The 16,032-nt window shown below is 61.3% G+C and carries 14 protein-coding genes; 10 read left to right on the forward strand and 4 right to left on the reverse strand.

The window, feature by feature from the left end; translation table 11 throughout:
- The 5 genes from BM279_RS03795 to BM279_RS03815 are packed head-to-tail and all read left to right on the forward strand — an operon-like array spanning position 1 to position 5,117.
- Positions 1–1,758 (forward strand): bifunctional alpha/beta hydrolase/class I SAM-dependent methyltransferase, encoded by a 1,758-nt coding sequence (locus BM279_RS03795; protein WP_093501069.1) that lies wholly within the window; start codon positions 1–3, stop codon positions 1,756–1,758.
- A complete protein-coding gene (locus BM279_RS03800) occupies positions 1,758–3,107 on the forward strand; it encodes a phosphatase PAP2/dual specificity phosphatase family protein (protein WP_093501071.1) in 1,350 nt (449 codons plus the stop codon). Before BM279_RS03795 ends, BM279_RS03800 begins: the two co-directional genes overlap by 1 nt.
- A complete protein-coding gene (locus BM279_RS03805; protein WP_167363086.1) occupies positions 3,097–3,552 on the forward strand; it encodes a hypothetical protein in 456 nt (151 codons plus the stop codon). Before BM279_RS03800 ends, BM279_RS03805 begins: the two co-directional genes overlap by 11 nt.
- A gap of 10 nt (positions 3,553–3,562) precedes the next feature.
- Positions 3,563–4,183 carry a lysophospholipid acyltransferase family protein gene (locus BM279_RS03810; RefSeq protein WP_093501073.1) on the forward strand — a complete coding sequence of 207 codons (621 nt, stop codon included), beginning with the start codon at positions 3,563–3,565 and terminating at the stop codon, positions 4,181–4,183.
- A 1-nt stretch (position 4,184) separates the two neighbouring features.
- On the forward strand, positions 4,185–5,117 hold the full coding sequence (locus BM279_RS03815) for a phosphatidate cytidylyltransferase (protein WP_075929005.1): 933 nt from the start codon (positions 4,185–4,187) through the stop codon (positions 5,115–5,117).
- 67 nt (positions 5,118–5,184) lie between these two features.
- Here the strand turns inward: BM279_RS03815 and gyrB are convergent, their stop codons facing one another.
- The 4 genes from gyrB to dnaA all read right to left on the reverse strand — a co-directional run bounded on the left by gyrB (position 5,185) and on the right by dnaA (position 11,487).
- Positions 5,185–7,602: a DNA topoisomerase (ATP-hydrolyzing) subunit B gene (gene gyrB / locus BM279_RS03820; RefSeq protein ID WP_093501075.1), complete on the reverse strand. Its 2,418-nt coding sequence runs from the start codon at positions 7,600–7,602 to the stop codon at positions 5,185–5,187.
- 3 nt (positions 7,603–7,605) lie between these two features.
- Positions 7,606–8,709: a DNA replication/repair protein RecF gene (gene recF / locus BM279_RS03825; protein ID WP_093501077.1), complete on the reverse strand. Its 1,104-nt coding sequence runs from the start codon at positions 8,707–8,709 to the stop codon at positions 7,606–7,608.
- 136 nt (positions 8,710–8,845) lie between these two features.
- Positions 8,846–9,949 carry a DNA polymerase III subunit beta gene (gene dnaN / locus BM279_RS03830; protein WP_093501079.1) on the reverse strand — a complete coding sequence of 368 codons (1,104 nt, stop codon included), beginning with the start codon at positions 9,947–9,949 and terminating at the stop codon, positions 8,846–8,848.
- Between the two features lie 35 nt (positions 9,950–9,984).
- Positions 9,985–11,487, reverse strand: a complete 1,503-nt coding sequence (gene dnaA / locus BM279_RS03835; RefSeq protein ID WP_093501250.1) for a chromosomal replication initiator protein DnaA — start codon at positions 11,485–11,487, stop codon at positions 9,985–9,987.
- A gap of 522 nt (positions 11,488–12,009) precedes the next feature.
- On the opposite strand from dnaA, the gene rpmH reads away from it, so the two are divergent.
- From rpmH to mnmE, 5 genes are all read left to right on the forward strand, one after another.
- Positions 12,010–12,144, forward strand: coding sequence for a 50S ribosomal protein L34 (rpmH, locus tag BM279_RS03840; RefSeq protein ID WP_013793569.1), 135 nt, complete (start codon positions 12,010–12,012; stop codon positions 12,142–12,144).
- Between the two features lie 16 nt (positions 12,145–12,160).
- Entirely contained in the window at positions 12,161–12,562 is a 402-nt protein-coding gene (gene rnpA / locus BM279_RS03845; RefSeq protein ID WP_178109860.1) for a ribonuclease P protein component, read from the forward strand.
- Positions 12,555–12,800 carry a membrane protein insertion efficiency factor YidD gene (yidD, locus tag BM279_RS03850; RefSeq protein ID WP_093501083.1) on the forward strand — a complete coding sequence of 82 codons (246 nt, stop codon included), beginning with the start codon at positions 12,555–12,557 and terminating at the stop codon, positions 12,798–12,800. Before rnpA ends, yidD begins: the two co-directional genes overlap by 8 nt.
- A 2-nt stretch (positions 12,801–12,802) precedes the next feature.
- Positions 12,803–14,545, forward strand: coding sequence for a membrane protein insertase YidC (gene yidC / locus BM279_RS03855; protein ID WP_093501085.1), 1,743 nt, complete (start codon positions 12,803–12,805; stop codon positions 14,543–14,545).
- 75 nt (positions 14,546–14,620) lie between these two features.
- The gene (gene mnmE / locus BM279_RS03860; protein ID WP_093501087.1) at positions 14,621–15,988 is read left to right on the forward strand and encodes a tRNA uridine-5-carboxymethylaminomethyl(34) synthesis GTPase MnmE; all 1,368 of its coding nucleotides are present in this window, start codon (positions 14,621–14,623) and stop codon (positions 15,986–15,988) included.
- Positions 15,989–16,032 lie beyond the last annotated feature (44 nt).

The following is a 16,032-nucleotide window of genomic DNA, read 5'->3' on the forward strand; positions in this document are numbered from 1 at the left end:
ATGACTGAAGTTCGCTGCAATACCTTCACGACCCACGACGGCGTAAGCCTGTTCTACCGGCACTGGGCCGCCGACGCTATGCAGCCGCAGGCAGCCCGCCGCGCCATCGTGATGTTTCACCGCGGCCATGAGCACGGCGGGCGCATGGCCCACCTGGTCGAAGAACTTGGGCTAGAAGGCTTCGATTTCTTCGCCTGGGACGCCCGAGGCCATGGCGAATCGCCGGGGGAGCGGGGCGACAGCCCGAGCTTCGCTACCAGCGTGCGCGACGTGCAGACTTTCATCGACCATATCGCGGCCACCTACGGCATCGACACCACGGACATGGTGGTGCTGGCCCAGAGCGTCGGCGCCGCGGTGATCTCCACCTGGGTCCACGACTACGCACCGAAGATCCGCGCCCTGGTGCTCGCTTCACCAGCCTTCAAGGTCAAGCTGTACGTACCTTTCGCTCGCCCGGGCCTGAAGCTGATGCGCGCCTGGCGCGGCAACTTCTTCGTCAACAGCTACGTGAAAGCCAAGTTTCTCAGCCACGATCCGCAGCGCATCGCCTCGTTCGAGGCCGACCCGCTGATCAGCCGGCCTATTTCGGTGAACATGCTGCTGGGTCTCTACGACGCTGCCGAACGGGTGGTGGCCGATGCCCAGGCCATTCAGATTCCTACCCAGTTGCTGATCTCCGGCAGCGACTTCGTGGTACATCGCAAACCCCAGGAGCAGTTCTTCGCGCGCCTGGGCAGCCTGGACAAGGAAATTCACATCCTGCCCGGGTTCTTTCACGACACCCTGGGCGAGCGCGATCGTGCCCATGCCCTCAGCCGAATTCGACGTTTCGTGGTGAAGGCGTTCGAACAGCCGCTGCAGCGCCCGTCGCTGCTCCACGCCGACCGCCTCGGCTGGAGCTGCGCCGAGGCCGAAGAGCTGGCGGCGCCGCTACCCAAAAACTCCCCGCGCGATCTTTACTGGCGCGCTACCCGAGCCAGCATGCGCCTCGGCAGCAACCTTTCCGCCGGCGTGAAACTGGGCTTCGAGACCGGCTTCGATTCGGGCAGCACCCTGGATTACGTGTATCGCAACACGCCAACCGGCAACTCGCCTATTGGCCGGCTGATCGACCGCAACTACCTGAACTCCATCGGCTGGCGGGGCATTCGCCAGCGCAAGGTGCATGCCGAAGAGCTGCTGCGCCTGGCCATGGGCAAGTTGCGCGAGCAAGACCGCTCAGTGCGCATCGTCGACATCGCTGCCGGGCATGGCCGCTACATCCTTGAGTCGTTGGAGCAGGGCAGCGATAAACCGGATTCGATCCTGCTGCGCGACTACAGCGACATCAACGTGCGTGACGGCTCGGCATTGATCGAGCAGAAAGGCTTGGGCAGCATCGCCCGGTTCGTCAAAGGCGACGCTTTCGACAAGGCCGACCTGGCAGCGCTGGATCCCAAACCGACCCTGGCAGTGGTCTCCGGCCTGTATGAATTGTTCGCCAGCAACGCCATGGTCGGCGACTCCCTGGCAGGCCTCGCGGCAGCCGTGGAAGAGGGCGGTTACCTGATCTACACCGGCCAACCCTGGCACCCGCAGCTGGAACTGATCGCCCGCGCCCTGACCAGCCACCGCGGCGGAGAAGCCTGGGTGATGCGCCGGCGCAGCCAGGCAGAGATGGATCAACTGGTCGAAGCGGCAGGCTTTCGCAAGATCACCCAGCGCATCGACGAGTGGGGCATCTTCAGCGTGTCCCTGGCGCAGCGGGTGTCCTGATGACGCCCGCCGCGGTCGCCCCGGAAACCGGGCTATGGAAGCGCGGCGTACTCTGGCTGCTGCTGCTCGCGCCGCTGTTCTTCGGCACCTACGGCTTCGCCAACGGTTACACCGCGCAACGTGACGACGTCGGCAGCCTGGTGTTCGGCTGGGAGCGACAGATTCCCTTGTGGCCGTGGACGATCATTCCCTACTGGTCGATCGACCTGCTCTACTGCCTGGCCTTCCTGTTACCGCCTACCCGTGCTGCGGTGGATCACCTCGGTCTGCGACTGCTCAACGCGCAGGTGATCTGCATCACCTGCTTCCTGCTTTGGCCACTGCGTTTTACCTTCGACCGACCGGCGCTGGATGGGCTGTTCGGGATGATGTTCGACCTGCTGATGGGCTTCGACAAACCGTTCAACCAGGCCCCGTCGCTGCATATCACCCTGCTGGTGGTGCTTTGGGCGTGCTTCGCCCAGCACGCCAGTGGCCTGTGGCGCGTGGTCGTGCATATCTGGTTTTTCTTGATCGGCCTGTCGGTGCTGACCACCTGGCAACACCATTTCATCGATGTACCGACCGGCCTGCTCGCCGGCTTCCTGTGTCTGTGGCTGTGGCCCAGCGAAGGACGCAGCCCGCTGTTTGCCTGGCGCCTGGCCCGTGATCCGAAGCGCTGGCGGCTGGCCCTGCGCTATGCCTTTGGCGGGGCTTCGTGCAGCGCGCTGGCGATCCATTTCGGCGGCGCGGCTCTGTGGTTGATGTGGCCGGCGTTGTCGCTGCTGATCGTGGCGCTCAATTACGCGCTGTTCGGCGCCGCGGGTTTCCAGAAGCGTGCCGGTGGCCGTCTCAGCGCCGCCGGCACCTGGCTACTAGCACCTTATCTGGCCGCTGCCTGGATCAATTCCCGCGCCTGGACCCGTAAGCATCCGCAGCCCGATGAAGTAGCGGATGGCGTATGGCTGGGACGTATTCCTGCCAGGAACGAAGCGCAGCACTTCGCGGCCATCGCCGATCTCTGCGCCGAACTGCCATGCCGGGTCGACGGCAAGGCCTACCGAGAACTGGCCAGCCTCGACCTGATCGCCCCCAGCAGCGAACACTGCCTGCAGGCGGCCCTGGCCATCGAGGATCTGCGTCGTCACGGCCCGGTACTGGTGTGTTGCGCCCTGGGCTACTCACGCAGCGCCACCGCCATCGCCGCCTGGCTGCTGCACAGCGGTCGCTGCAGGAGCGTCGCAGAGGCCGTTTCGACGCTGCGCCAGGCTCGCCCACAGGTCGTACTGGGAAGCGCTCATTTACAGGCGCTGGAAGGCATTGTAGCGCCATTCTTATCCACAGACGGAGGCGTGCTGCATGGCCAGTGAGATGCACCTCAGCCTGATCGCCGCCATGCTGCGCCGCGGCAAGACCCTCGACCGCGCCTCCAGTACCCTGAGCCTGTTGGCGCTGGTCGTCGGTCTGGGCCCGTTGCTCGGCTTCATGGCACTGAGCACAGGCGCGGCGGTATGCATCGCACTGCTAGTGTGCGGGCTGATCCAGAAGTATTACGCCCTGCGCGTCGCCCTCGATGCAGAGCTGTTCGCCGGCCTGGCCGCGGCGCCCGAGCAGCTGGATCGCCGTACCGCAGAGCTCGATCAGGCACTGGCGTCGCTGGGCCGCCAGGGCGAGCCCGCGCGCAGCTGGGAACAACGCAGCCAGGGTGCCGTGCGCCTGCTGCGTTTGCAGGCGCTATGGCTGGCTCTGCAACTGTTGGTCGCACTGGCAGCCATCGTGCTGATGCCGTGGCTTTCACACATTCGATTCGGATAAGGACTCTGTCATGCTCGCCTCGCTGGTCGCCTTTCTCATCACCTCTGGTGCGCGACTGCTCACCGGTGCGCGCGCCCTATGGCTCGGCAGCACCGCGCAGCCAGTGCAACGCATCTACTACGCCAACCACAGCAGCCACGGCGACTTCGTGCTGCTATGGGCATCGCTGCCCGCCGAGCTGCGCAAGCGCACCCGCCCGGTGGCCGGCTCCGACTACTGGATGAAGGGCGCGTTGCGCAGCTTCGTGATCCAGCGGGTGTTCAACGGCGTACTGGTCGATCGCCAGCGCAGCGATCCCAGTGCCAACCCACTGCAGGCGATGCTCGATGCGCTGGGCGAGGGTGATTCGCTGATCGTCTTCCCCGAAGGCACCCGCAATCTGGAAGACGGCCTGCTGCCGTTCAAGAGCGGCCTCTATCACCTGGCCAAGGCACGCCCGGATGTCGAGGTGATTCCGGTGTGGATCGCCAACCTCAACCGGGTGATGCCCAAGGGCCGTGCCTTGCCGCTGCCGTTGCTATGCACCCTGAATTTCGGCGCGCCACTGGGCATGGGTGAGGAGGAGGGCAAAGACGCCTACCTCGAACGTGCCCGCAGCAGCCTGTTGGCCTTGGCTCCCGAGGAGGCTTGAGATGGATCGTAATACCTTGCTGTTGTTCGCCGGTATCGGTGGTCTGCTGTTGCTCGCCAGCCTGATCGGCTGGTTGCTGAAACTACGTGCCGGCCCGGGGCCCCATTCGGTCATCGACAACCTCAACGCCCGCATCAACGCCTGGTGGGCGATGGTGGCGGTGATCGGCTTCGCTTTCCTGTTCGGCAATATCGGCGTGGTGGTGCTGTTCTACTGCGTGTCGTTCTACGCCCTGCGCGAATTCATGACGCTCACCCCCACCCGGCGCAGTGACTACCCGGCACTGGTTGCCGCCTTCTACTTCGCGCTGCCGATGCAGTACCTGCTGATCGGTATCGGCTGGTATGGCCTGTTCGCCATCTTCATTCCGGTCTACGTGTTTCTGCTGCTGCCGATCCTCTCGTCCTTGGGCGGCGACACCACACGCTTTCTCGAACGTACGTCCAAGGTGCAGTGGGGCCTGATGATCGCGGTGTACTGCATCTCCACCGTACCGGCGCTGCTGACCCTGGAGATCGCCGGCTATGAAGGCCGCAACCTGCTGCTGATTGCCTGGCTGGTGATCGTGGTGCAGATCTCCGACGTTCTGCAGTACGTGTGCGGCAAGCTGGCCGGCAAACGCAAGATCGCCCCCAACCTCTCCCCATCCAAGACCGTGGAAGGCTTCTTTGGCGGTGTGGCCCTGGCCACCCTGGTCGGCGCCTCGCTGTACTGGATTACCCCGTTCGCCTTCTGGCAGGCCGCCCTGTTCGCCCTGCTGGTGTGCCTGCTCGGCTTCGCCGGCGGCCTGGTGATGTCGGCGATCAAACGCGACCGCGGCGTGAAGGACTGGGGCCACATGATCGAAGGCCACGGCGGCATGCTCGACCGCCTCGACTCGGTATGCTTCGCCGCACCGGTGTTCTTCCATATGGTGCGTTACTGGTGGGGCTGACGCCATAAGCAATTGATAGGCAATAAAAAACCCGGCGCAAGGCCGGGTTTTTTATGGGTACGCGCGGTTAGACGTCGAGGTTAGACACCGCCAGGGCGTTGGTCTCGATGAAGTCGCGGCGCGGTTCCACTTCGTCGCCCATCAGGGTGTTGAAGATCTGGTCCGCGGCAATGGCGTCTTCGATGCGCACCTTGAGCATGCGGCGCACTTCCGGGTCCATGGTGGTTTCCCACAGCTGGTCCGGGTTCATCTCGCCAAGACCTTTGTAGCGCTGGATGCTGTGGCGCTTGGTGCTCTCGGTCATCAGCCAGTTCAGGGCTTCCTTGAAGGTGGTGACCGGCTTCTTGCGCTCACCACGCTGCACGTAGGCACCTTCTTCCAGCAGACTGTTCAGCTGGTCGCCCAGGCTGGTGACGGTCTTGTAATCGTTGCTGGTGAAGAAGTCACGGTTGAAGGTGATGTAGCTGGAGTTGCCGTGGGAGATCATCTCGACCTCGGGCAGCCATAGGTGGCGCTCGGTGTCTTCGCGCAGGCTGGTCTTGTAGGCCAGGCCGGAGCGATCCATGGTCTTCAAGTGGGCATCGAACTTCAGGCGCCAGGCTTCCATGACGTCGCGGTTGGCGAGCATGTCCTGAGTCACACCTTCGAGGTAGACGAAGTGCTCGGTGATCTCTTCCGGGTACAGACGCGACAGACGCTTGAGGGTCTTCATCACCGTGCGGTAGTCGCCGACCAGGCGCTGCAAAGATTCGCCGGAAAGGCCAGGGGCCGCTTCGTTGACATGCAGGCTGGCGTCTTCCAGAGCCGACTGGGTCATGTATTCCTCCATGGCCTCGTCGTCCTTGATGTATTGCTCCTGCTTGCCCTTCTTGACCTTGTACAGCGGCGGCTGGGCGATGTAGATGTAACCACGCTCGACCAGCTCCGGCAGCTGACGGAAGAAGAAAGTCAGCAGCAGGGTACGGATGTGCGAACCGTCGACGTCAGCATCGGTCATGATGATGATGTTGTGGTAACGCAGCTTGTCGATGTTGTATTCCTCGCGGCCGATGCCACAGCCCAGCGCGGTGATCAGCGTACCGACCTCCTGGGAGGAAATCATCTTGTCGAAGCGCGCCTTTTCGACGTTGAGGATCTTGCCCTTGAGCGGCAGGATCGCCTGAGTCTTGCGGTTACGGCCCTGCTTGGCAGAACCGCCCGCGGAGTCACCCTCCACTATGTACAGTTCGGAGAGGGCAGGGTCCTTCTCCTGGCAGTCGGCCAATTTGCCTGGCAGGCCGGCGATATCCAGCGCGCCCTTGCGACGGGTCATTTCACGGGCCTTGCGCGCCGCTTCACGGGCCCGGGCAGCGTCGATCATCTTGCCGACAACGGCCTTGGCTTCGTTCGGGTGCTCAAGCAGGAAGTCGGCGAAGTATTTACCCATCTCCTGTTCCACCGCGGTTTTCACCTCGGAGGAGACCAGCTTGTCCTTGGTCTGGGAGCTGAACTTCGGATCCGGCACCTTCACCGAGATGATCGCGGTCAGGCCTTCACGGGCATCGTCACCGGTGGTCGAGACCTTGTGCTTCTTGGCCAGGCCTTCCTGCTCGATGTAGTTGTTCAGGTTACGGGTCAGCGCCGAGCGGAAGCCAGCCAGGTGCGTACCGCCGTCACGCTGCGGAATGTTGTTGGTGAAGCACAGCAGGTTCTCGTTGAAGCTGTCGTTCCACTGCAGAGCGACTTCCACACCCACGCCGTCGTCACGCTGGACGTTGAAGTGGAACACCTGGTTCACCGCGGTCTTGTTGACGTTCAGGTACTCGACGAACGCCCGCAGGCCGCCCTCGTACTTGAACAGCTCTTCCTTGGCGGTGCGTTCGTCCTTGAGCAGGATGCCGACACCGGAGTTCAGGAACGACAGTTCACGCAGGCGCTTAGCGAGGATGTCCCAGCTGAAGTGGATGTTGGCGAAGGTGTCTTCGGACGGTTTGAAGTGGATCTGTGTACCCGTGCCATCGGTATCACCAACCGCCGCCAGAGGTGCCTGGGGCACGCCGTGGACGTAGGTCTGCTCCCAGATCTTGCCGCTACGGCGAATGGTCAGCACCAGCTCCTTGGAGAGGGCGTTCACCACGGATACGCCCACGCCGTGCAGGCCGCCGGATACCTTGTAGCTGTTGTCATCGAATTTACCGCCGGCGTGCAGCACGGTCATGATGACCTCGGCTGCCGAAACGCCTTCTTCCTTGTGCATGTCGACCGGAATACCACGGCCGTTGTCGCGCACACTGATCGACTCATCCGGATGGATGGTGATGGTGATCTCGCTGCAATGACCAGCCAAGGCTTCGTCGATGGAGTTGTCGACCACCTCGAAGACCATGTGGTGCAGGCCGCTGCCATCGTCGGTGTCACCGATGTACATGCCTGGCCGCTTGCGTACGGCATCCAGGCCTTTCAGTACCTTGATACTGTTGGAGTCGTACGTTTGGTTTTCGCTCATGCCTTACTCCCGGTGGTCGTGGGTCTGGGTGATACGCCCATGTTCCACGTGGAACATGGAAACCGGCGTATCCGTTTGCCAGCCATCGCTCAACAATTCATGGTCTACACAGGTGATGAATACCTGGCAGTTCAAATCTTCCAACAAACGACACAAAGCGCGGCGATGCTGCTCATCCAGTTCTGACGGCAGGTCATCCACCAGATAGATACATTGGCCGCGCTTGGCCTGATCAACCAAATGCCCCTGAGCGATTCGCAAGGCGCACACCACCAGCTTCTGCTGGCCACGGGAGAGAATATCTGCCGCATTGTGCGCACCCAGCCTTAACCTGAGATCGGCGCGTTGCGGTCCGGATTGGGTGTGCCCAATCTGCTGGTCACGCAATAACGACGACGTCAGCACTTCACTCAGAGGACGCTCTTTATCCCATCCCCGGTAATAGCTCAATGTGAGCCCCTGCAGATCGACCAGTTCACTGAGGGTACGCTCGAAGACGGGCTTCAATTGCTGTATGTAGGATCGCCGATAACTGTCGATTTCATCGCTGGCCAGGCACAACTCGCGATCCCAGGCCGCTTGAGAAACGGCGTCAAGTGTACCACGGCGAAGCCAGGAATTACGCTGCTTGAGGGCCTTCTGCAGGCGCTGCCAGGCAGGCAAAAATCGCTGTTCCACGTGGAACACTCCCCAATCGAGGAACTGCCGACGGATCTTCGGTGAGCCCTCCAGCAACCGGAAACTGTCCGGATTGATCAGTTGCAAAGGTAACGTTTCGGCAAGCTGCGCAGCGCTGCGCGCGTTCTGCCCGTCAATGCGAATCTGGAATTCGCCCTGACGATCTCGTGATACGCCGAGGTTGCTAAGCCGGCCATCATTCAACTGCACCTGCCCAAACAGGGTACAGACCTGCTGCTCGTACTGAATCACCGGCAACAGGCGAGCACTGCGAAAGGAACGCGCCAGGCCGAGCAGGTGAATACCCTCGAGCACACTGGTCTTGCCGCTGCCGTTATAGCCGTAAAGAATGTTGATACGCGGCGAGGGCAGCAGGGTCGACGGCTCGAGATTACGAACGGCGGTGAAATTGATGCGGGTCAGGGACATGAACAGGCCGAAAGAGAAGGGCAGCGATCACGCCGCCTGAAACGAAATCAGCCTTGGATGTTACGGATCTAAACTGCATCCGAACATACCAAGGCTGATTATCTGACGCTGGGTAGCTGCCTTTCAGCAGCTGGAATTACAAACGCATCGGCATGACGACGTAAGCGGAGTCGTCATTGTCGGCTTCCTGTACCAGTGCGCTGCTGTTGGAATCGGAGAGAATCAGACGCACCTGCTCGGTGGTCATCACGCCGAGTACGTCCAGCAGGTAGCTGACGTTGAAACCGATTTCCAGCGAGCTGCCGTTGTAATCGACGGCGATTTCTTCTTCCGCCTCTTCCTGCTCCGGGTTGTTGGCCTGGATTTTCAGCAGGCCAGCGGCCAGTTGCAGACGAATACCGCGGTACTTTTCGTTGGACAGAATTGCGGTACGGCTGAAGGCTTCGCGCAGACCCTGACGATCGGCGACCACCAGCTTGTCGCCACCACGGGGCAGAACGCGCTCGTAATCCGGGAACTTGCCGTCGACCAGCTTGGAGGTGAAGGTGAACTCACCGGTAGTCGCACGGATGTGATGCTGGCCCAGGACGATGGACACTTCGCCGTCCTGCTCAGTCAGCAGGCGAGCCAGCTCGAGAATACCCTTGCGCGGCACGATGACCTGGTGCTTGCCGTCCTGCTGGATGGTCGCTTCCATGGAGCACATCGCCAGGCGGTGACCGTCAGTGGCAACGGCGCGCAGGATGCCGGTCTGCACTTCAATCAGCATGCCGTTGAGGTAGTAGCGCACGTCCTGCTGAGCCATGGCGAAGCTAGTGCGCTCGATCAGACGGCGCAGTTTGCTCTGTACCAGGTTGAAGGTCAGCGAACCCGGGCCTTCCTCGACGGTGGGGAAATCATTGGCCGGCAGCGTGGACAAGGTGAAACGGCTACGACCGGCCTTGACCAGCAGCTTCTGCTCGTCGACGCGGATGTCGATCAGTGCATCGGCAGGCAGGCTCTTGCAGATGTCCATCAGCTTGCGGGCTGGCACGGTGATCTCGCCGGGCTCGGCGGCATCTTCCAAGGCCACGCGACCAACCAGCTCGACCTCCAGGTCGGTACCGGTCAGCGACAGTTGCTGGCCTTCGACGACCAGCAGAACGTTGGACAGAACCGGCAAGGTCTGGCGGCGTTCCACGACGCCGGCGACCAGTTGCAGGGGTTTCAACAGGGCTTCGCGTTGAATGGTGAAGTGCATGGTCTAGTCCCTTGCCTCGTGCATGGAGTTGCGTATCAAGTGGTCAGTGTACGCAGCAGGTTCTTGTAATCCTCGCGGATGTCCGCGTCGGATCCCCTAAGTTCAGCAATCTTACGACAGGCGTGCAACACAGTGGTGTGATCACGACCGCCGAACGCCACGCCGATCTCCGGCAGGCTGTGGTTGGTCAATTCCTTGGACAACGCCATGGCGACCTGACGCGGCCTGGCGATGGAACGCGAACGACGTTTGGACAACAGATCGGTGATCTTGATCTTGTAGTACTCGGCCGTGGTGCGCTGGATATTGTCGATGCTCACCAGCTTGTCCTGCAGGGCCAACAGGTCCTTCAGCGATTCACGGATCAGCTCGATGGTGATGTCGCGGCCCATGAAGTGCGAGTGGGCGATGACGCGTTTCAGCGCACCTTCAAGCTCACGCACATTGGAGCGGATACGCTGGGCAATGAAGAACGCCGCATCGTGGGGCAGCTCGACCCTGGCTTGGTCGGCCTTCTTCATCAGGATCGCCACACGGGTTTCCAGCTCGGGCGGTTCGACCGCCACGGTCAGGCCCCAGCCGAAGCGCGACTTCAGACGCTCTTCCAGCCCTTCGATTTCCTTCGGGTAGCGGTCGCTGGTGAGAATCACCTGCTGGCCGCCCTCGAGCAGTGCGTTGAAGGTGTGGAAAAACTCTTCCTGAGAGCGCTCCTTCTTGGCGAAGAACTGAATGTCATCGATCAGCAGCGCATCCACCGAGCGGTAGAAGCGCTTGAATTCGTTGATGGCATTGAGTTGCAACGCCTTGACCATGTCAGCCACGAATCGCTCGGAGTGCAGGTACACGACCTTGGCGTTCGGGTTCTTGGCCAACAGGTGGTTACCCACCGCGTGCATCAAGTGCGTTTTACCCAGGCCGACGCCGCCATAAAGGAACAGCGGGTTGTAACCGTGCTTGGGATTGTCCGCCACCTGCCAGGCAGCGGCGCGGGCCAACTGGTTCGACTTGCCCTCGACAAAATTATCGAAGGTGAAGGTGCGGTTCAGGTAGCTGGTGTGCTTGAGGCCACCTTCTACCTGCACGTTACGCTCGGTACGCGTCGGTGCAACGCTGGGCGTTGCACCGGCCATGGAGTCGAAGCTGGCCCGCGAAGGCTCGGTCTGCGCCGGCGGCTTGGGCGGCGGTGCGCTGACCTGAGGTACCGGGGCTGCGGGTGCAGGTGCGGAGGGCGCCGGACTGTTGTAGCTGGAAGCAGACGGCGAAGGTGTCAGTACCGCCCGCGGCGCCGAACTGCGACGGCTGCCGATCAATAGCGAAATAGCCGGCACCAGACCAGTCGCTCGCTCACCGAGCAACTCGAGCATGCGGCCCATGTACTTTTCGTTGACCCAGTCGAGAACGAAACGATTCGGTGCGTAGACACGCAACTCATCGCCTTCGGCTTCTACTTGTAGTGGACGGATCCAGGTGTTGAATTGCTGGGCAGGCAGTTCATCGCGCAGGAGTTCCACGCACTGCTGCCAAAGTTCCACGGACACGGACATCCCCTGATTGAAAGCGCTGAGGCAAAAACAGCGCTTATTGTAGCTTCAAGAGGTGGAGTTATCCACATAGGAAAGCCAATCAGTACACGCTAAATCAAGGTGTTAGGCAATTTGCCACATGTCGGAAAAGACCTGATTGTACTCTGTGGATAAAGCGGCATAAGCACCGTTTAAAAGCGGGTGGAAAACTCTCTGGATATTCGACCTGTGGGTAAAAACGCATTTCGTCCCCAGGCGATACCCAGAACGCGAACATGCGCAGCACGGTTTTCTGACAGACTTTTGAATCGCCGCAACCCTTAAATGTTCTGGCCTGTATGAACTTATCCACAGAAGGGGTCGAGCTAAGCTATAAACACTAAAACAAGCCTTTCTAAAAAGATTCTTTCCTTTATATTTCTCTATCTGCAAAACAACTGGTTGGAAATTGACCTGGCCTGCGGCTTTCTCTAGAATCGCCGGTCTCTTAAAACGGGGACCATTCCGGTCCGTTGTCGATAACCAGGTAACCGCATCATGAAACGCACTTTCCAACCCAGCACCATCAAACGCGCTCGTACCCACGGCTTCCGTGCTCGCATGGCTACCAAGAACGGCCGTGCCGTCCTGTCGCGTCGTCGCGCCAAGGGCCGTGCTCGCCTGACTGTCTGATTTTTCCAGTCTTGTGGTGAGTCGAGGCTTCGGCCGGGAGAAGCGCCTGCTCACTCCCCGGCAATTCAAGGCAGTCTTCGACTCTCCAAGCGGCAAAGCGCCGGGCAAGAGTGTCCTGCTGCTGGCGCGCAACAATGAGCTCGATCATCCACGCCTTGGGCTGGTGATCGGCAAGAAGAGCGTCAAGCTCTCCGTTGAGCGCAACCGCCTGAAACGCCAGATCCGCGAATCGTTCCGCCTCAACCAGGACAATCTGGTGGGCTGGGACATCGTGGTCGTTGCGCGTAAAGGCCTGGGTGATCTGCAGAACGCCGAGCTGGCTCAACAGTTCAGCAAATTGTGGAAGCGCCTGGCTCGCAGCAAACCTGCCCAACAGGCCAATGCCCAGACCGGGGTGAACGACAATCCCCATGCGTAAACTGGTTCAAGCTCCAATCCGGTTTTACCAGTACGCCATCAGTCCGATGATGGCCAGTCATTGTCGTTTCTACCCCACTTGTTCCTGCTACGCGCTTGAAGCCATCGAAACCCATGGCGTCCTGCGTGGTGGCTGGCTGACCGTTCGTCGTCTGGGACGCTGCCACCCCTGGCATCCCGGAGGCTACGATCCGGTGCCCCTCGCGAAAAACTCCCGTTCCTCTTCGATGGCCGAATAATCATGGATATCAAACGTTCGATCCTGATCGTCGCCCTGGCAGTCGTGTCCTACATGATGGTTCTTCAATGGAACCAGGACTACGGCCAGGCCGCTCTGCCGAATCAGACCGCTTCGACCAGCAAACCCGCACCGAGTCTGCCGGAAACCGCTTCGACGGCGGCCAGCAATGACGACGTGCCGACCGCCAATGCTGGCAACACCGAGCCAAGCCCGGTGGAAACCGTTGCGGTCAGCGACGAGCTGATTCAGGTCAAGACCGACGTACTGGATCTGGCCATCGATCCGCGTGGTGGTGATGTGGTTCGCCTGAGCCTGCCGCACTACCCGCGCCGCCAGGACCGTCCGGACGTGCCCTTCCAGCTGTTCGACAACGGCAACGAGCACCTGTACCTCGCACAGAGCGGCCTGACCGGTGCCAACGGCCCGGACGCCCGTGCCGGTGGCCGCCCGCTGTACAACAGCGACCAGCGCGTCTACCAACTGGCTGACGGCCAGGAGCAACTGGTGGTCGACCTGACCTTCAGCGATGCTGGCGTCAACTACACCAAGCGTTTCACCTTCCACCGCGGCCTGGACACCAGCTGCTCGGCCAAGGAAGTTGAGCAGAAGAAAACCGGTTGCATCACCGGCAATGGTTACGAGATCGGTGTTACCTACCTGATTAACAACCAGAGCGCCAATGCCTGGACCGGTAACCTGTTCGCCCAGCTCAAGCGTGATAACAGCGGTGACCCATCCTCGAGCACCGCCACCGGCACCGCCACCTACCTGGGTGCCGCGCTGTGGACGCCTGAGAAGCCATACACCAAGGTGTCCATGAAGGACATCGACAAGCAGAACCTCAAGGAAACCGTGCAGGGTGGCTGGGTTGCCTGGCTGCAGCACTACTTCGTGACTGCGTGGATTCCGGCCAAGGACGACACCAACCTGGTACAAACCCGTAAGGACAGCCAGGGCAACTACATCATCGGCTACACCGGCCCAGCGCTGACCGTGCCGGCTGGTGCCGAAGGCCAGGCCAGCACCACGCTGTACGCCGGTCCGAAGATCCAGAAGGATCTGGCCGCGCTGTCGCCTGGCCTGGACAAGACCGTCGACTACGGCATCCTGTGGTTCCTCGCCGAGCCGATCTTCTGGCTGCTGGAACATATCCACAACCTGCTGGGTAACTGGGGCTTCTCGATCATCGTGCTGACGCTGATCATCAAGCTCGCGTTCTTCCCGTTGTCGGCTGCCAGCTATCGCTCCATGGCGCGCATGCGTGCCGTATCGCCACGCCTGCAGGCATTGAAGGAACAGTTCGGTGATGATCGCCAGAAGATGTCCCAGGCGATGATGGAGCTGTACAAGAAAGAGAAGATCAACCCGCTGGGCGGCTGCCTGCCGATCCTGGTACAGATGCCGGTGTTCCTGGCCCTGTACTGGACCCTGCTGGAATCCGTCGAGATGCGTCAGGCACCGTGGATCCTGTGGATCACCGACCTGTCGATCAAGGATCCGTTCTTCATCCTGCCGATCATCATGGGCGCCACCATGTTCATCCAGCAGCAGCTGAACCCGACGCCCCCGGACCCCATGCAGGCCCGCGTGATGAAAATGATGCCGATCATTTTCACCTTCTTCTTCCTGTGGTTCCCGGCTGGTCTGGTGCTGTACTGGGTGGTCAACAACGTCCTGTCCATCGCCCAGCAGTGGTACATTACCCGCAAGATCGAAGCCGCGAACAAGCCTTCCGAGGCCTAAGCGCTCGCGCTTCACCCGCTACATGACAGACGCCCCCTAGTGGGGCGTTCTGCTATCCAGCGTCTGGAGAATGTTATGTCCGCCCCCCGTGAAACCATCGCCGCCGTCGCCACCGCCCAGGGTCGCGGCGGCGTGGGTATCGTCAGAGTCTCCGGCCCGCGGGCCCGGATGATCGCCATCACCCTGAGCGGCATCGAGCCCAAACCGCGGCATGCTCATCATGGCGCCTGGCATGACGATGCCGGCGAGGTGATCGATGAAGGCCTGCTGCTGTTCTTCCCTGGGCCCCATTCGTTCACCGGCGAAGACGTGCTCGAACTACAGGGCCATGGCGGTCCGGTGGTTCTCGATATGCTCCTGCAGCGCTGCCTGGAGCTCGGCGCTCGCCAGGCACGCCCGGGAGAATTCAGCGAACGGGCATTTCTCAACGACAAGCTCGACCTGGCCCAGGCCGAAGCCATCGCCGACCTGATCGAGGCCAGCTCGGCCGAGGCGGCGCGTAATGCCGTGCGCTCGTTGCAGGGTGAATTTTCCCGGCGTGTGCATGAGCTGACCGAGCGTCTGATCGCCCTGCGCATCTATGTCGAGGCGGCCATCGACTTCCCTGAGGAGGAAATCGACTTCCTCGCCGATGGCCACGTGCTCAGTCTGCTCGAAGGCGTGCGCGAACAGTTATCCACAGTGCTGCGCGAAGCCGGCCAGGGCGCCCTATTACGCGACGGCATGACGGTGGTCATCGCCGGACGGCCGAATGCCGGCAAGTCCAGCCTGCTCAATGCCCTGGCCGGGCGTGAGGCCGCTATCGTCACCGATATCGCCGGTACCACCCGTGATGTGCTGCGCGAACATATCCACATCGACGGAATGCCGCTGCACGTAGTCGACACCGCCGGGTTGCGTGATACCGATGATCAGGTCGAGCGGATTGGCGTGGAGCGTGCGCTGAAAGCGATCGGCGAGGCGGACCGCGTGCTGCTGGTCGTCGACTCGACGGCGCCCGAAGCCGCCGATCCCTTCGCCCTGTGGCCTGAATTTCTGCAGCAGCGGCCGGACATGGCTCGAGTCACGCTGATTCGCAACAAGGTGGACCTGTCCGGCGAACCTGTAGCGCTGCACAACGCCGGCGATGGCCAGGCCACCCTGGCGCTGTCTGCCAAATCCAGCGAGGGCCTGGAACTGCTGCGCGAACACCTGAAGGCCTGTATGGGTTTCCAGCAAACCGCGGAGAGCGGCTTCAGCGCCCGCCGCCGTCACCTCGACGCCCTCCACCAGGCGCAACGCCATCTCGACCACGGCCACGCGCAACTGACCCTGGCCGGTGCCGGCGAGCTGCTCGCCGAGGACCTGCGCCAGGCTCAACAGGCCCTGGGCGAAATCACTGGTGCTTTCAGCTCCGATGATCTGCTGGGACGGATCTTCTCCAGTTTCTGCATTGGCAAGTAACGACTGTAAAGCACGCTGTGGATAAGTCCGCGAAACCTCGGAAC

The organism is Phytopseudomonas straminea, assembly GCF_900112645.1.
In the GTDB taxonomy this organism is placed as follows: domain Bacteria; phylum Pseudomonadota; class Gammaproteobacteria; order Pseudomonadales; family Pseudomonadaceae; genus Aquipseudomonas; species Aquipseudomonas straminea.